Genomic DNA, 15,934 nt, shown 5'->3' with positions numbered 1-15,934 from the left:
ACCGCCGGCCACGGTCCCGTCGCCGTGGCCGGCCGTGCGGTGTTCGTACCTGGCCCCGACGTTCGGTCGGCGGCACGATGACACTGCGGTGACAGTGAAGACGGCGGCGAAGACTGCTGCGGCGAAGACTGCTGCGGCGAAGACGACGAGAGGATGGCCCATGTCCGGCACACGAACTCCGCTCGGCCTGTTCGGCACCGAGGACCTGATCGGCGAGGACGACAAGGCCATCCGCGACACGGTGCGGGCCTTCACGGCCGACCGCATCCGGCCGCACCTGGCCGACTGGTTCGACGACGCGTCGATACCCGCCCGGGAACTGGCGCGTGAACTCGGCAAACTCGGCGTGCTCGGGATGCATCTCGACGGGTACGGCTGCGCGGGAACGACGGCGACGGCCTACGGCCTGGCGTGCCTGGAGCTGGAAGCGGCCGATTCCGGGCTGCGGAGTCTCGTGTCGGTGCAGGGGTCGCTGGCGATGTTCGCGATCTGGCGCTGGGGCTCGGAGGAGCAGAAGCAGGAATGGCTGCCGCGGATGGCCGCGGGGGAGGCGATCGGGTGCTTCGGCCTGACCGAACCCGACTTCGGGTCGAATCCGGGCGACATGCGGACGCACGCCCGCCGGGACGGGGAGGACTGGGTACTCAACGGTACGAAGATGTGGATCACGAATGGTTCGGTGGCCGACGTCGCCGTGGTCTGGGCGCAGACCGACGACAAGATCCGCGGCTTCGTCGTGCCCACGGACACGCCGGGGTTCTCGGCTCCGGAGATCACCAAGAAGCTGTCCCTGCGGGCTTCGGTGACCAGCGAGCTCGTGCTGGAGGACGTCCGGCTGCCCGCGTCCGCGGTGCTGCCGGAGGCGCGCGGGCTGTCCGGGCCGCTGTCGTGCCTGAACGAGGCTCGCTACGGCATCGTGTTCGGCGCGCTCGGAGCGGCGCGCGACTGCCTCGACACCGCGATCGCCTACTCGCAGGAACGCGACATCTTCGGCAAGCCGTTGGCCTCTTACCAGGCCACCCAGCTCAAGCTCGCCGACATGAGTCTCGAACTCGGCAAGGGAATGCTGCTGGCGCTGCATCTCGGCAGGCTCAAGGATGCGGGCACGCTCACGTCCGAGCAGGTCAGCGCCGGCAAACTGAACAACGTGCGGGAGGCGATCGCGATCGCGCGGGAATGCCGGACGGTGCTCGGTGCGAACGGCATCAGTCTTGAATACCCCGTGCTGCGGCACGCCAACAACCTCGAATCGGTGCTGACCTACGAGGGCACCTCCGAGGTGCACCAGCTGATCATCGGGCAGACCGTGACGGGCCACTCGGCGTTCCGGTGACGGAGCGGCCCGGCGCGGTGCCCGCGGTGGGCTCAGCCCGCGCGGGCGCCGGGCCGGTCGCCGCGCACGGCCGTGAACGCCGCGACGAGGACGAGCGCGACCGCGATGCCCTGCACCGCGGGAATCCCCACGTCGAGCAGTGATCCGACCAGTGCCGCGGCCGTGCCGCCGAGATAGGCCAGCAGCCCCGGCCACACCACGAGTGCCGCCTCGCCGACCTCGGTACCGGGATCGCGGCGCCGCCACGTGAACAGGAACGTGCCGATCAGAACGCCGCCGAGCGGGGGAACGAACACGCCGAGCAGGGTGAGGAACGACGTGATCGCCTCCGCGATCCCGGTGAGCGCCATGCCGATGCCGATGGCCACCCCGCCCACGATGAACGGCCGCTTGTCGGGTTTGCCGAACAGTTCGGCTCCCGCGACGCCGAACGCGTACGCCGTGTTGTCGTTGGTGGTCCACAGATTCGTGACGATGAGCAGCACAGCCAGCCCCGTCGAGCCGAGCCCGAGGAGCACGTTCGCGAAATCGGGTTCGCCGTAGCCGATCGCTCCCAGACCACCGAAAGCGAGGAGCCCGAACTGGACGAGCAGCATCGTTCCCGCCGTCATCACGAACGCGAGCCCGCTGCCCGGGGCGAACCGAGTCCAGTTGCCGATCTGCGAACCACCGCTGACGAACGTGCCGATCATCATCGTCAGCGCCGTGCCCGCGCTCATCGCTCCGGTGCCCTCGTAGGCGGTCACCGCGTCCCAGCCGCCTGCCTCGTCGACCGCGGAGACCGCTATCCAGAGGCACAGGGCCGTCATGAGCGGCACCGAGATCCACGACAGCAGCTCGATGCCGTGGAAGCCGGTGTAGGCGGTCACGGCCATGGCGATCCCGCCGACGAGGACGAGTGGCCAGGTCACCGACAGGCCGAACGCGCCACCCAGCAGGGTGGCGAGCACCCCGACCGTGATGCCGTACCAGCCGATCTGCGTGCCGCCGAGCAGGAGCGAGGCCCATTTGCCACCTGCCTTGCCCATCGCGAGCCGCGCGAGCAGCACGGTGGTGAGACCGGTGCGGGCCGCGGCGATCCCGAGGGTCGCGATGTACCCCGCGAGCACGAGCGCCGAGACCAGCGCGAGCACGAGGAATGTCGGAAACGGGAACGCGCCCGCGACCCGTCCGCCGGTCGCCATGGTCGGGGTGAAGAACCCGAAGCCCGCGATGACCACGGCCAGCGAGGCGACGCCTTTGCGGGCGTGGTGGGGAACCCTGTTCAGCGGGTGATCGCGGTCGGCCGGTGCGGACGCGGCGGCCTGGGCTGCGGCGCCGGGGTCGGGTGGGGTGTGGGACGTCGTCACGGAGCATCTCTCGGGAGGGGACGGGAGAGGGGAGCGCCACTCCACAACGACGGGGAGCGTACGTGCGCACAGCGGCGAAACTTAGTGCAGCGGCGAACGTTAATCAGGCAGCGTAACCGCCGTGTTGCCCGCGTTCGGCAGGGAGGTTGCGGGTTCGCGGGGGCGGTGGTGACGTCGGGTGCGGGTGCGGTACGGACGCCCGAACGAGACGGCGGTGCCCGGCCCGCGCGTCGAGCGCGAGCCGGGCACCGCCGGGAACGGGTCAGCGGCGGGCGCGTGCGGGCGCGCGAGTGAGCGTCAGGACGATCAGGCCGAGCACGATCATCGCCGCGGCGAACACGATCAGGCGTGGCACATCCTGCGCGGACCCCGTCTCGGCGAGTTCGTCCGGACCACTTTCCTGGGTGGACACGTCCGATCCGGTCTTGTCCTGCGACTGCGGAGCCTGTTCGGCCGCCTGCTTCGGTGCTTCCTGCAACACGAGCTGGTCGTCACCGGTGCCGTCGGCGACGGCGTTCCGGTTGGACGCTTCGCCCGCATCGTCGGCCCCTGCATCCTCAGACGCTGCCTCGTCGGACCCTGCGCCGGTGCTGTCACCGTCCTGTCCCTGGTCACCGCCGGTGTCGCCGGCCTGAGGATCGGCCGGCTCGTCGCGGTCGTCGGCGGCGTCGTCGTCGGCCGGCGCATCCGGCACATCGGACTCCGGCGATTCCGGTGTGGACGGCTCCGGACTCGGTTCCGGGCTGGGCTCAGGTTCGGGCTTCGGTTCCGGGTCGGGTTCGGGCTTCGGGTCGGGTTCGGGCTTCGGGTCGGGTTCGGGCTTCGGCTCGGGTTTCGGTTCCGGCTTCGGCTCCGGTTCCGACTTGCCCTCGTCACCGAGGGCCAGCTGCTTCAGCTGTGCCATCGAGCCGTTGAAGGTGTTCTGGTCGCCGGGCATCGGGCCGTGATCGTTGTACTGCCACAGCGTGTAGTGGGTCCAGCCGTTGGGCAGCTCACCGACGCGGTCGTTGTAGCGCGCGATGAACAGCGGGTGGTCGCTGCCGAACCGGGGGGTGTTGCCGGTGCAGCTCTTCCACCAGTCCGTGGTCGTGTAGATCATCGGCCAGCGGCCGGTCTTGGAGTGGATCCGCTCGGAGAAGTTCTTGATCCACCGGACCATGCTGCCGTGCGATCGGCCGTAACACGGGTCGGCCCCGTACGGGTTGTACTCCATGTCGAGCAGCGGGGGCAGCGTCTTGCCGTCCGCCGACCAGCCACCGCCGTTCGCGACGAAGTAGTCGGCCTGCGGTGCCGCCGGGCCGACGTCCGGGCGCGCGAAGTGATAGGCGCCGCGGATCATGCCGACGTCGTGGGCGCCGTTGTACTGCTGGGGGAAGTACGAGTTGGTGAAGCCGGTGCCCTCGGTGGCCTTGATGTAGGCGAACCGTGCGCCGGTGTTCCACGCGTGCTGCCAGTCGACGTTCTCCTGATGTCCCGAGACGTCGATGCCGGGAACGCTTTCGGGCGCGGCCGCGGCGCGCGACCCGCCCAACAGGGTCAGCGACCCGAGCAGCATTGCCGCCAGTGCGGCCAGGGTCAACGAAATCCGCGAGGCGGTGCGCAGGCCGTTCGCCGGCATGGTGTTCCTCCCAAGCCGCACCTGCAGGGGACGGGCGCGGCGTTCGGTTCGGACCGCACTCGGCATGCGCGCGGCCCTGGTCTGCACAAGCGCTTTCAGGATCGGTTCACTTGGTGCTGGTGTAAACATGTGGGTCGGGTGTGACGGGTGTGACTTCTGTGGTTTACGCAGGTCAGGTGACGGGCTGGAATGTTGCAGTGCAGGCGAAGTCACCTTGGTGGGTGACTCCTACGAGGGGACGGTGATTCCCCTCGTCGGGCGCAGCGCGCGGCCGGTGGCGCCGCGGCCGCACAGTTCTGACGGTTCGGTGACATCCGTGTCGACGTCGGCGCGGGGGCGCGCGGTCGCTCCTACGGTGTCGGCATGCGTGTTCTCATCACCGGTGGCGCCGGATTCGTCGGATCGCACATCGCCGATGTCCTGACCGAGCGCGGCCACGAGGTGCGGCTGCTCGACCTGCTGATCGACACGGCTCACGGCGGTGACCGGCCGCCGGCCTGGGTGCAGGGTTACGACACGGTGCTCGGCGACGTGCGCTCCGACGAGGTCCTCGACTCGGTGCTGTCCGATGTGGATGTCGTCTGTCACCAGGCGGCGGTCGTCGGGCACGGGCTCGACCCGTCGGACGCGCCGCGGTACACCGGCCACAACGACCACGGCACGGCCGTCCTGCTCGCTGCGATGTACCGGGCCGGGGTGCAGCGGCTCGTGCTGGCGTCGTCGATGGTCGTGTACGGCGAGGGCCGTTACTCCTGTCCCGAACACGGCGTGACGCCGCCCGCGCCGCGGCCGCCCGACGCGATCGCCGCAGGGCGGTTCGAACCACCGTGCCCACGTTGCGGTGCCGACCTGGAATCGCTGCTCGTCCCGGAGGACGCTCCGCTCGACCCGCGCAGCGTGTATGCGGCGTCGAAGGTCGCCCAGGAACATCTCGCGAGTGCGTGGGCGCGGCAGACCGGCGGCGACGTGTGGGCGCTCCGATACCACAACGTGTACGGCCCCAGGATGCCGCGCGACACCCCGTACGCGGGCGTGGCCTCACTGTTCCGCTCCCGGCTGGAACGCGGCGAGGAACCGGTCGTGCTCGAGGACGGCGGGCAGCGGCGCGACTTCGTCCACGTGCGCGACGTGGCGCTGGCGAACGCGCTCGCGGTGGAACGCCCGACGGCCGGCCTGACGCCGGTCAACGTGTGTTCCGGCGAACCGCACACCGTGGGCGAACTCGCGGCGGAGCTGTCCCGCGCGATGGCGGGTCCGCAACCGCGGATCTCGGGTGGGGCCCGGCCGGGGGACGTGCGGCACGTCGTGGCGGACCCGGCGCGGGCGCGCGAGCTGCTGGGCTTCGACGCCGCGGTGTCATTCGCCGACGGTGTGACGGCGTTCGCCACGGATCCGCTGCGATCCTCGGCCGGCCTCGGCTGAGGCGCTGCGGTATCGGGCCCCGTCGCCTCAGCCGGCCAGGGGCAGGCGGACCTCGAACCGGCAGCCCGGCCCGTGGTTGCGGACGTCGATGCGGCCGGAATGCGCCTCGACTAGACCCTTCGCGATCGCCAGGCCGAGGCCCGCACCGGCCGGCTGGTCTCCGGACTCCGGAGTGCGCGCGGCGGTGCCGCGGTAGGCCACGTCGAACACTTTCGGCAGGTCGGTTTCGGCGATGCCGCCGCACGCGTCGTCGATCGCGAGTACTCCCTGGCCCTCGTCGACACCGGCGTGTACCTCGACGGTGCCGTCCTGCGGGGTGTGGCGGATGGCGTTGGACAGCAGGTTGCGCACCACACGGCCCAGCTCGGTGTCGCTGCCCAGCACGACCGGCCAGGTCGCGGCGTCGGTGTGCACGCGGACCCGCTTCCGGTGGGCGACCGGGCTCTGCGCGGCCAGTGCGTCCCCGACCACCTCCCGCAACGGCACGGCCGCCAACGTGAGGTGGAGTGCACCCGCGGTGATGCGGGAGAGTTCGAACAGGTCGTCGACCATGCCGGACAACCGCGCACTCTCGGTGCCGATCCGGCCCGCGTAGTCCGCAACCTCTTCGGGCCTGCTGACCACTCCGTCGGCCAGCGCCTCGGCCATCGCGCGAATCCCGGAGAGCGGGCTGCGCAGATCGTGGCTGATCCAGGCGACGAGTTCGCGACGGGACTCCTCGGCGGCCCGTTCCCTGCGGCGCGCCTCGCGTTCCCACACACTGCGGCGGGCGATGACACGGCCGAACAGCACGGCCAGTGGCACGGTCACGAGCGCCACCAACAGGCAGACGAGCCACATCGTGGCGAGGGTCGCGTCGAACATGAACCCGCTGATGCCGAGCACGCCCGCGAACATGGCCGACACCGGGACCAGGACCAGCACGGTCATCGTGGTCGCCAGGGTGCGGCGGCGCACCGCGCGGAGCACCAGCGCACCGGCCAGCACGACGGGGATCACCAACGCGAGAGCCACCGGCAGGATGTGGAGTGCGTGCTCCAGCATCGCCGCGAAGGACTCGTCGGGCGTGATCATGAGCCGAGGCCCGCGTCGTAGCGGTAGCCGACGCCCCACACCGTGGTGATCCGGGCGGGTTCGGCGGGGATTCGTTCGATCTTCTCCCGCAGCCGTCGCACGTGGACGGTCACGGTGGACTGGTCACCGAAGTTCCAGCCCCACACGTGTTCGAGTAGTTGTTCCCGCGTGAACGCCGTGCCGGGGTGGGTGAGGAAGAACCACAGCAGGTCGAACTCGCGCGTGGTCAGTGCGAGCTCGCGGCCGTGCAGGGTCGCGGTGCGCGCCCCGGGGTTGAGCGTCAGCGGCCCGTCGGTGACCACGTCGGCCGGGCTCGCGGCGTCGGCGCCGGGCCTGGCGCGCCGCAGCACCGACGTCACTCGCAGCGCGAGCTCGCGCGGACTGAACGGTTTCGTCACGTAGTCGTCCGCGCCGAGCTGCAGCCCCGCGATCCGGTTCTCCTCCTCGCCCAGGGCGGTGAGCATCACCACCGGGACGTCCGAGGCCTCACGTGCGCCGCGGATCCGCCGGCAGACCTCGAGCCCGTCGAGATCCGGGAGCATCAGATCGAGCACGACGAGGTCGGCGGGCCGGTGCTCGTGGGCGCGCAGCGCCTCCTGTCCCGTGCCGGCGAGTGTCACCGTGTAGCCGGCCAGTTCGAGATACCGGCGGACGACGTCGCGGACCGTCACGTCGTCGTCGACGACCAGGACGGTGCCCGCGGCGCCCGCAGGGCGGTCGCCGTTCGTGGTCATGACACTCCTCTTCGTCTCGTGCGGCCGGTGCCGGCCTCACCAGTTCGTCAGGAACAGATGGTTGACCGCGAGCGCGGTCGCCGCTTGCAGTGCCAGCCACCAGCGTGCACTGCGGGCTGGCAGGAACGCCGCGGCTGCGAGGAGCCACACGGCGAACGGCAGCCAGATGCGCTCGACCTCGGCTTTCGACAGGCCCGACAGGTCGGCTGCGGCCACGGTCACGGCGGCACCGGCTACCAGCGCCACGATCCGGGGCGCGGCGCGCAGGCCGCATGCGGCCCTGCGGAGCGCGGGCCCGATCGCCGGTCCGGTGGCCAGCGCGAGACAGCCGAGATTGGCCCACACCCAGAAGGCGTACGGCCGGTCCGCGGCGATGCCCTCGTAGTAGCGGTCGACCACGGCGTGGTATCCGTCCAGCCACCAGAAGCCGCCGAGCGCGAACAGCCCGACCACGGCGAGCGCGCCGGCCACGGCGAGGCCGAACGCGCGCCAGGCGCGAGTGGCCACGACGACGGCCAACGCGACGGCCCCCAGTGTGATCAGCCCGTACGAGAGGAAGATGCCGAACCCGAGGATCGCGCCCGCGGGCAGAGCCCACGCCGCTCGGCGTGCGGCGGCGAGGGCGAGCAGCGCGATCCCGGTGGCCGTCACACCCGCGAACAGGGCGTCGGCGGAGACACCGAGCCACACCGCGCCGGGGAACAACACCAGCAGCGGTAGCACGGTGCGGGCGCGGTCGCGGTGACCGAGCAGTGCCACGGTCGCCGGAACGGCCACCGCCGTGAGCGCGCCGGCCAGCACGCACACGGTCGACGCGGCGACCCCGCCACCGAGCCCGATCCGGTCGAGCCAGACGAACACCAGCGTCGCACCGGGCGGGTGTCCTGCCACGTGGACGGTCCACGAGTCCGGTTGGCCGTGGGCGATGCGGTCGGTGAAACCGGCGAGCATCGCGGGGATGTCGGTGATGCCGGGTACCTCGGCGAGATATTCGGTGCCGGGCGTGAGCCGGTTGGCGAAACCCCGTTGCCAGCCGTCCACGAGCGCGAGCGAGGTGATCCAGCCCAGTGCCGTGACATAGCCGAGCAACAGTGCCCTGCGCCAGGGAAGGCGCGCCGCGAGCGACGGGCCGTAGCAGACCGTGAGGACGGCCAGCAGCACCGCGGGCACCGTGCCCGGCCCGGTGTGCGCGAACGGCGTGCCCAGCAGCGGCCACTCCCCGAAATCCTCAGGGGCGCCCTTGAAGGAACTCGGGCCGAGCTGGCGAGCGGGATTCCACCAGAGGGTCCCCGCCACGGAGGCGCCGACCAGGGCCACGACCACGGCGGCGGCGAGGAGGTCGGCGGGAGGCACGGGCCGGCTGCGGGTGGCGGGGCCGGGGCGCTCGCCACCGGGGTCGTCACGCGGGTCGGCGGTCATCGCCGTCGAACCTAGCGGTGCGGCCGTCGCCGGCCCAGTCGACGCGGCGGGACGTCAGGACTTCGTAAGACGTCCGGCCCTTGTCAGGCATCCAGTTGCGCTCGCCCCTGACCGCGGGCGGCCGTGATGTCAGGGTTTCGTAAGCCGCCGCTCGGTTTCCGTGCCGCGCTCCGGGGTCCTAGCGTCGGAGGGGTGGACGACGACACGGAGGACATCGAACGCTACGCGGGCGGCGGCGCAGCGAGCGGCAGCGAGCCGCACACCACGGTGGACGTGGTGCTGCCCTGCCTCGACGAGGCCGCAGCCCTGCCGGATGTGCTGGCGCGCCTGCCCGCCGGGTACCGCGCGCTCGTGGTGGACAACGGTTCGACGGACGGCTCGGCGGACGTGGCGCGGGCACACGGCGCGACGGTCGTCTCGGAGTCCCGGCCCGGTTACGGCGCCGCCGTCCACACGGGACTGGTGTCGGCCACCGCCGACGTCGTCTGCGTGATGGACGCCGACGGTTCCCTCGACGCGTCCCGGCTGCCTGCGCTGGTGGCGGACGTGCGGCCCGCGCGGCTCGTCGTGGGTGCGCGGCGACCGGTCACGCCGGCGGCCTGGCCGTGGCACGCCCGGGCCGGTAACCGGGTGGTTGCCGCGCTGCTCCGGCGGCGCGGCGTTGCGGTGACCGATCTCGGCCCGGTGCGGGTGGCGTACCGGGCGTCGCTGCTGGAGCTCGACGTGCGTGACCGTGCGTTCGGCTACCCGCTCGAGGTGCTGCTGCGGGCGTCGGAAGCGGGCTGGTCGGTGGTGGAACGACCGGTCGACTACTACGAACGTGCCGCCGGCACGCGCAGCAAGGTGACGGGTTCGGTCCGGGGCACGTGGCGGGCGGTCCGTGACATGGCGAGGGTGCTGTGAGCGGCGGGGTCGTCCTCGTCGTCGCGAAGGCACCGGTGGCGGGCGAGGCGAAGACACGGCTGGCGGCGTCGGTGGGTGCCGCGGCGGCTGCTCGGCTGGCGGCGGCGTCGCTGCTGGACACGCTGGAAGCGGCGGTGCGCACCTCGGCTGCGACGACCGCGGTCGCGTTCACGGGTGACGTCACAATCGCCGAGGAGCGGGCGGAGCTGGTGGAGCTGCTGGGCAGGTGTGCGGTCTTCGATCAGCGGGGTTCGGGGTTCGCGGAGCGGCTCGCGGCTGCGCACGCGGATGTGGCCGAGCGGTACGCGGGTGCGCCCGTGGTGCAGATCGGCATGGACAGCCCGCAGGTGACGCCGGGACTGCTCGCGTCGGCGCTGTCCCGATTGCACACCGCGGACGCGGCACTGGGTCCGGCCACGGACGGCGGATGGTGGGCCCTCGCGCTGCGGGATCCGCGTCACGCCGAGGTGCTCGCGGGAGTGCCGATGTCCACGTCGGACACCGCGGCAGCCACCCGCGCGGCGCTGGCGGGCCGCGGTCTGGACGTGGCGTCCCTGCCGCTGATGTCCGACGTGGACACCGAGGAGGACGCACGTGCGGTGGCGGGCACGGTGCCGGGCAGCCGCTTCGCACGCGCCGTCGAGGCCGAGCTCGGTGCCGGTAGCACCGTGCGGTGGGACGGCGCGCAGTGAGACGGGATGCGGTGGGGCAGGGAGCAGTGGGAACAGTCGCGGTGGGAAGGGGAGCGGTGAACGGGTTCGAGACCGGCCTGCTGGGGGACCGGGCGTGGCTCGAAGTGGCGGGCGGGGCCCGTATCGCGTTGCCCGCCGAACGGTGGCATGCGGCACCGGCCGACGGCGACGAACTGCTGCTCGGTGCCTGCACCGGGCCGACCGTCGACATCGGGTGCGGCCCGGGGCGGCTCGGCGCGGCTCTCGGCGAGCTGGGTGTGCCGGTGCTGGGGGTGGATTCGTCGCCGGTCGCGGTGGAGCTGGCGCGGCGGCGCGGAGTGCCCGTCGTCCAGCGCAACGTCTTCGAGCGGTTGCCGGCCGAAGGCCGATGGCGGCATGCGCTGCTGGCGGACGGCAACATCGGGATCGGTGGCGATCCGGTGGGCCTGCTGCACCGGGTGGCGCGGCTGCTGGCCCCGGGTGGGAGCGCGCTCGTGGAGCTCGACCCGCCCGGCGGTGGGCTGCGGCGGAGCCGGGCGCGGATCTCGACAGGCGGCGAGAGTGCACCCGGCGCGTGGTTCGACTGGGCGTGGGTCGCGGCCGACGCCGCGCCGGAGGTCGCCTCCGACGCGGGGCTGCGGCTGGACTGGGTGGTCGGCCGGGGCGGCCGGTGGTTCGCTGAGCTGCGCAAACCCGGCGATGCTCCAAGCACGACGGAGGACGCCACGGAGTGCACGGCGGGGCAGGCCACGGAGGACCCGGCCTGCGGCCCGGTCGGCGGTGGCCAGGAGCGGTGGTGAGCGAGCGGCCCGTGGCCGGGGCGGCCGACCTCTGCCGCCCCGGCCACGGCTTGTCGCGTCGGACGTGACGGAGCTACCGTCGCTGCGGATCGAGTGTGCCCGCCCGGGCACCGGCACGACCTGGAGGGCAGCGTGGCCCAGAAGGCATTCGCCTCGTCGGCGGACCTCGACGAGAAGGAACGGACGCTCGAGGTGCTCGCCGACGGCGTGTACGCCCTGACCGCCGAGGGCGACCCGAACGTGGGTGCGGTCGAGGGCGAGGACTTCGTCGTCTGCTTCGAAGCGCTGGCCACGCCCGTCGTCGCCCGTGAATGGCTGGCCATGCTGCGCCAGCACACGGACAAACCGGTGCGCTACCTCGTGCTGTCGCACTACCACGCGGTGCGGGTGCTGGGTGCGTCTGCGTTCGACGCCGACGTCATCGTGGCCCACGAGAACACCCGCGCACTGGTCGCCGAGCGCGGTGCCGAGGACTGGGAGAGCGAGTTCGGGCGCATGCCGCGGCTCGCGAAAGGCGCCGACTCGGTGCCGGGACTGACCTGGCCGACGCTGACCTTCTCCGACCGGCTCACGATCGACCTCGGCGGTGACCGCGGGGATCTGGTGCTCGACTACTGCGGCCGCGGGCACACCGAGGGGGACCTCGTGGCTTGGCTGCCGCAGCACAAGATCCTCTTCGCGGGTGATCTCGTGGAGGCCGAAGCGGCCCTGTACACCGGTGACGCGTTCCACCGCGAATGGGCGTCGTCCACCTTGGACCGCGTGGCGGCCTACGGGGCCGAGCAGCTGGTCGGCGGCCGCGGTGGCGTCACCAAGGGCCGTTCCGCCGTCGGCGCCGCCATCGACCAGACGCGGGAGTTCCTCACCGTGATGATCCGTGAGGTCGGCGCGGTGCACGAGGCCGGGGGAACCCTCAAGGACGCATTCGACCGTGCCCACGCGGCGCTGGAACCCGGCTACGGGCACTGGCCGATCTTCGAGCACTGCCTGCCGTTCGACGTCTCCCGGCTGTGGGACGAACTGTCCGGAGTGGATCGTCCGGTCATCTGGACGGCCGAGCGTGACCGCGAGGTGTGGGACCGGCTCCAGGACTGAAACGGGCGGAGGAGGAAGCGTGGCCGACCTCGACGACGCGGTCGCCACCCGCGGTGTCGCGGTGATCGGCGCGGGCCCGGTCGGGCAGACGACCGGCTTGCTGCTGGCCCGCCGCGGTGTGCCCGTGGTGCTGCTCGACGACAGGCCGGAACGTGATCCGGTCGGCTCGAAGGCGATCTGCCAGCAGCGTGACGTCCTCGACGTGTGGGAGTTCGCCGGTGGGGGACGGCGCATCGCGGCCGAGGGGCTGACCTGGCGGACCGCACGGACGTTCCACCGAGACCGTGAACTGTTCGCCGACCACCTGCCCGACGCGGGGATGTCGGAGTTCCCGCCGTTCGTGAACATCTCGCAGGCGCGGGTGGAGGAGGTCCTCGACGAGCAGATCGCACGACAGCCGCTGATCGACCTGCGGTGGGGCCTTGAGGTGGTGGGGCTCGAGCAGGACCCCGCCGGGGTGACGATCCGGTGTTCCGGCGGCGGGCAGGTGCGTGCGGCCTATGCGGTGGCGTGCGCCGGTGCGCGTGCGGACACCGTCCGGCGGTCGCTAGGCGTGACGTTCGGCGGCCGATCGTTCGACGACCGGTTCCTCATCTGCGACATCCGGGCGGACCTGCCGGACTGGGCCGACGAGCGCCGGTTCTACTTCGACCCGGCGTGGAATCCGGGCAGGCAGGTGCTGATCCACCCCTGCCCGGGCGGGGTGTTCCGGATCGACTGGCAGGTGCCGGAGGATTACGACCTGGAGGCGGAGAAGCGCTCCGGAGCGCTGGACGAGCGGATCCGCGCGATCGTCGGCGACGTCGACTACGAAGTCGTGTGGTCCTCGGTGTACCGATTCCATTCCCGCGTGGTGGACCGGATGCGTGTCGGCCGGGTGCTGCTGGCGGGCGACTGTGCGCATCTGTACGCCCCGTTCGGCGCCCGCGGGCTGAACTCGGGCGTCGGGGACGCCGACAACGCCGCGTGGAAGCTCGCGTGGGTGGTGCGGGGCTGGGCGGGCGAGGACCTGCTGGAGAGCTACCACGCCGAACGTCACGCCGCCGCGGAGGAGAACCTCGCGGTGACGACGGCGACCATGGACTTCCTCGTACCGCACGACGACGAGGGGCGGCGCAGGCGAGAGGCGGTCCTGACCGGCGCGGCGTCCGACCCGGGGTTGCGCGGGCAGGTCGACTCGGGGCGGCTCGCTGAGCCGTTCTGGTACGTGGCCTCGCCGCTGACCACGGCCGACGAGACCCGCCCGTTCGCGGGGAGGCCTGCGCGGGCGACGGTGCCGTCGCCCGGCCCCGGCATTCTGGTTCCCGACGTGCCCGTGTCGGTGGCCGGCTGCACCCGGCTGCGCGAACTCGCCCGCAGCGGTTTTCTCGTGCTGGCGGCACCGGAGGCGGATGTGGCGGGCGCGGAGAGGGTCCTGACGGCCGAGGGGGAGGGCGGCGGCATGGTTGGCGGGGAGCCCGGGATGGCCGAGGCGGAGTCTGCCGCGGGGGAGTCTGCGGGGGCTGATTCTGCCGGGGCGGAGTGGGCCGGGGCGGAGTGGGCAGGGGCGCTGCGGGTGCTGGCGGCCGATGCCGTCGACCCCACCGGATCCGTGGTGGCCGAGCTCGGCATGCGACGCGGGGAGTTGTGGGTGCTGCGACCGGACGCCTACGTGGCCGCGGTGGTCACCGATCCGGGGGACCTCGGCCCGGTGCTTCGGCGAGCCTGCGGCCGCACCGGTACCGCCGTGCGTTGACGGGAGCACGTCGCGGTCGACGGCTTCGCGCGAACGACGTGAACGGCGGTTGCAGTACGGAAATGGCAGTACTCATTCATCGACACTACTGCGGCTCAGTGGTGGACAAGTGGCCACGTGGTCCGGAGGCCGGCGGGGTCAGTCGCGTGGCACGTTCGATTCGGTGGAATTGCTGGCTGCGTGCGCTTTGAGCCGGGGTGAAGCTGTTTCGCGTGGTTGAGGGAATGTCGGGTTTCTGCCCGTTTCGCTGTAGTTGTTCACCCTATTGTGCAGTCGTCTATTCGACCAAGTGTTCGGTATAGTTGATGGCGTGGATGACGTGGGGGACATGATCGAACGGGCACGGGAGATTCGCGCTCGGCGGGCGCAGCTCGATGCCGAGGAGTTGGCGCTACTCGCCCGCATCTCTGCTGCCGTGGGTGACGACCGTGGCGTGGCGGAGGAGTTGACGCCGGTGCTGCGGGTTTCGACGCGCGAGGTGGAACGTCGGATCGATGACGGTGTGTCGGTGGTGCGGCGGATGCCGCAGCTGCTCGACTCGATGCGTACCGGTGAACTCGAGTCGTACGGGGTGCGGCGGGTACTGGCCGCGGTCGACCCGCTCGACGACGGGGCCGCCCGGCAAGTGGATGGTCTGCTGGCGGAACGGTTGGTGGATGCGCCGGCGACGGCGTGGCAGCCGGTGAATCTGGCCCAGCGGGTGCGCCGGTTGGTGGAGAAGGTGGACCCCGATGGGCAGACCGAACGTGCGCGGCGGGCGCGTTCGGAACGCCGGGTCGAACTCACACCGGGCGAGCACGTGATGTCGTCACTCGACGTGAGCCTGCCTGCGGAGGTCGCGGCGGCGTGCTATACGCGCGTGGATGGGATGGCCCGGTCACTGCGCCGCGGCGGTGACGTGCGCACGTTGGATCAGCTGCGGGCGGACGTGACCGCGGACCTGCTGCTGGGCCGTGACCCTGGCGTGACGGTGCCAGAAGCGGCGGCCATGGTGCACCTGCACGTTCCCGTCGATGCGGCCCTGACGATCTCCGACGAGGGATGCGAGCTGGACGGTTACGGACCCATTCCCGCCCCGGTCGCGCGGGAGATCATGACCAACTCCCGCAGCATTTGGCGTGCAGTGCTGTGCGATCCCGGCACGGGTGAACCGGTCGACCTGGGGCGGACGCGTCGGCGGCCGAGCGCGGTGATCCGGGACTTGGTGCGGGTGCGGGACCGGGAATGTGTCATGCCGTGGTGCCACCGTCCGGCACGGCATTGCGACCACGACCACGAACGCCCGTGGGCCGCAGCGGGCGGAGCCACGTCGGTGGCCAACGGCGGTCCGCGGTGCCGGCGGCACCACCGGCTCAAAGACCAACCCGGGTGGATCACCGGCTACGACCCCGGCCACGGCGTCACCCGGGTGACGACCCCACACGGCGCGACCTACACCGGCCACCGCGAACCCGTCCTCGACCCGCGACGACGGCGGGACAACGCGCAACCTGGCCACGCTGCGCAACCCGGCCCAGAGCCGTCCCCCGCGACCGTGGTTATTGCGCCGACCTCGACCACCCCGACTACCGCGTCGATCCCCGACACCGTGGCGATCCCGACTACCGCAGCGACCCGACACCGTCCCGCATCGAACCGGAGCGGGAACCGGTCCCGCCGCAACGGAAGCACGACGACAACCCACCGTTCTAGACGACAACCCACCGTTCTAGGAGTGCTGACCGGGGACATTGCTCGATGGCGCGCTTGCGTTCGAGTGCGCTCACATCTCTAGCGTCCTC

Annotated in this window: 13 protein-coding genes; 8 read left to right on the top strand and 5 right to left on the bottom strand. The window is 71.7% G+C overall.

Going from position 1 to position 15,934, the window contains the following annotated elements:
* The first annotated feature begins 160 nt into the window (after positions 1-160).
* Positions 161-1,333 carry an acyl-CoA dehydrogenase family protein gene (locus tag LY12_RS08110; RefSeq protein WP_253854483.1) on the top strand — a complete coding sequence of 391 codons (1,173 nt, stop codon included), beginning with the start codon at positions 161-163 and terminating at the stop codon, positions 1,331-1,333.
* Between the two features lie 32 nt (positions 1,334-1,365).
* Here LY12_RS08110 and LY12_RS08105 read toward each other — a convergent pair whose 3' ends face one another.
* Complete coding sequence (locus LY12_RS08105) at positions 1,366-2,682, bottom strand: cytosine permease (RefSeq protein WP_253854481.1); 1,317 nt, start codon at positions 2,680-2,682, stop codon at positions 1,366-1,368.
* 262 nt (positions 2,683-2,944) lie between these two features.
* On the bottom strand, positions 2,945-4,300 hold the full coding sequence (locus LY12_RS08100; protein ID WP_253854479.1) for a lysozyme: 1,356 nt from the start codon (positions 4,298-4,300) through the stop codon (positions 2,945-2,947).
* Positions 4,301-4,663: 363 nt separating this feature from the next.
* On the opposite strand from LY12_RS08100, the gene LY12_RS08095 reads away from it, so the two are divergent.
* Positions 4,664-5,722: an NAD-dependent epimerase/dehydratase family protein gene (locus tag LY12_RS08095; RefSeq protein ID WP_253854477.1), complete on the top strand. Its 1,059-nt coding sequence runs from the start codon at positions 4,664-4,666 to the stop codon at positions 5,720-5,722.
* 27 nt (positions 5,723-5,749) lie between these two features.
* Here LY12_RS08095 and LY12_RS08090 read toward each other — a convergent pair whose 3' ends face one another.
* The 3 genes from LY12_RS08090 to LY12_RS08080 are packed head-to-tail and all read right to left on the bottom strand — an operon-like array spanning position 5,750 to position 8,949.
* The gene (locus LY12_RS08090) at positions 5,750-6,796 is read right to left on the bottom strand and encodes a sensor histidine kinase (protein WP_253854476.1); all 1,047 of its coding nucleotides are present in this window, start codon (positions 6,794-6,796) and stop codon (positions 5,750-5,752) included.
* Positions 6,793-7,530: a response regulator transcription factor gene (locus tag LY12_RS08085; RefSeq protein WP_253854475.1), complete on the bottom strand. Its 738-nt coding sequence runs from the start codon at positions 7,528-7,530 to the stop codon at positions 6,793-6,795. The genes LY12_RS08090 and LY12_RS08085 overlap by 4 nt, the downstream gene beginning before the upstream one ends.
* Before the next feature lie 36 nt (positions 7,531-7,566).
* Complete coding sequence (locus LY12_RS08080) at positions 7,567-8,949, bottom strand: hypothetical protein (protein ID WP_253854474.1); 1,383 nt, start codon at positions 8,947-8,949, stop codon at positions 7,567-7,569.
* A 267-nt stretch (positions 8,950-9,216) separates the two neighbouring features.
* Between LY12_RS08080 and LY12_RS08075 the strand changes: the two genes are divergently transcribed.
* From LY12_RS08075 to LY12_RS08050, 6 genes are all read left to right on the top strand, one after another.
* Positions 9,217-9,852 carry a glycosyltransferase family 2 protein gene (locus LY12_RS08075; RefSeq protein ID WP_253855000.1) on the top strand — a complete coding sequence of 212 codons (636 nt, stop codon included), beginning with the start codon at positions 9,217-9,219 and terminating at the stop codon, positions 9,850-9,852.
* Complete coding sequence (locus LY12_RS08070) at positions 9,849-10,544, top strand: TIGR04282 family arsenosugar biosynthesis glycosyltransferase (protein WP_253854473.1); 696 nt, start codon at positions 9,849-9,851, stop codon at positions 10,542-10,544. Before LY12_RS08075 ends, LY12_RS08070 begins: the two co-directional genes overlap by 4 nt.
* Before the next feature lie 26 nt (positions 10,545-10,570).
* The gene (locus LY12_RS08065) at positions 10,571-11,323 is read left to right on the top strand and encodes a class I SAM-dependent DNA methyltransferase (RefSeq protein WP_308292082.1); all 753 of its coding nucleotides are present in this window, start codon (positions 10,571-10,573) and stop codon (positions 11,321-11,323) included.
* A gap of 132 nt (positions 11,324-11,455) precedes the next feature.
* On the top strand, positions 11,456-12,418 hold the full coding sequence (locus LY12_RS08060; protein WP_253854472.1) for an MBL fold metallo-hydrolase: 963 nt from the start codon (positions 11,456-11,458) through the stop codon (positions 12,416-12,418).
* Between the two features lie 19 nt (positions 12,419-12,437).
* A complete protein-coding gene (locus tag LY12_RS08055; protein WP_253854471.1) occupies positions 12,438-14,153 on the top strand; it encodes an FAD-dependent monooxygenase in 1,716 nt (571 codons plus the stop codon).
* Between the two features lie 310 nt (positions 14,154-14,463).
* Positions 14,464-15,927: an HNH endonuclease signature motif containing protein gene (locus LY12_RS08050; RefSeq protein ID WP_253854469.1), complete on the top strand. Its 1,464-nt coding sequence runs from the start codon at positions 14,464-14,466 to the stop codon at positions 15,925-15,927.
* Positions 15,928-15,934 lie beyond the last annotated feature (7 nt).

Origin of the sequence: Prauserella alba (assembly GCF_024171735.1) — a bacterium.
Classification (GTDB): domain Bacteria; phylum Actinomycetota; class Actinomycetes; order Mycobacteriales; family Pseudonocardiaceae; genus Prauserella; species Prauserella alba.
The sequence above is the reverse complement of the archived record's forward strand: the minus strand, read 5'-3'. Positions and strand labels throughout refer to the sequence as shown.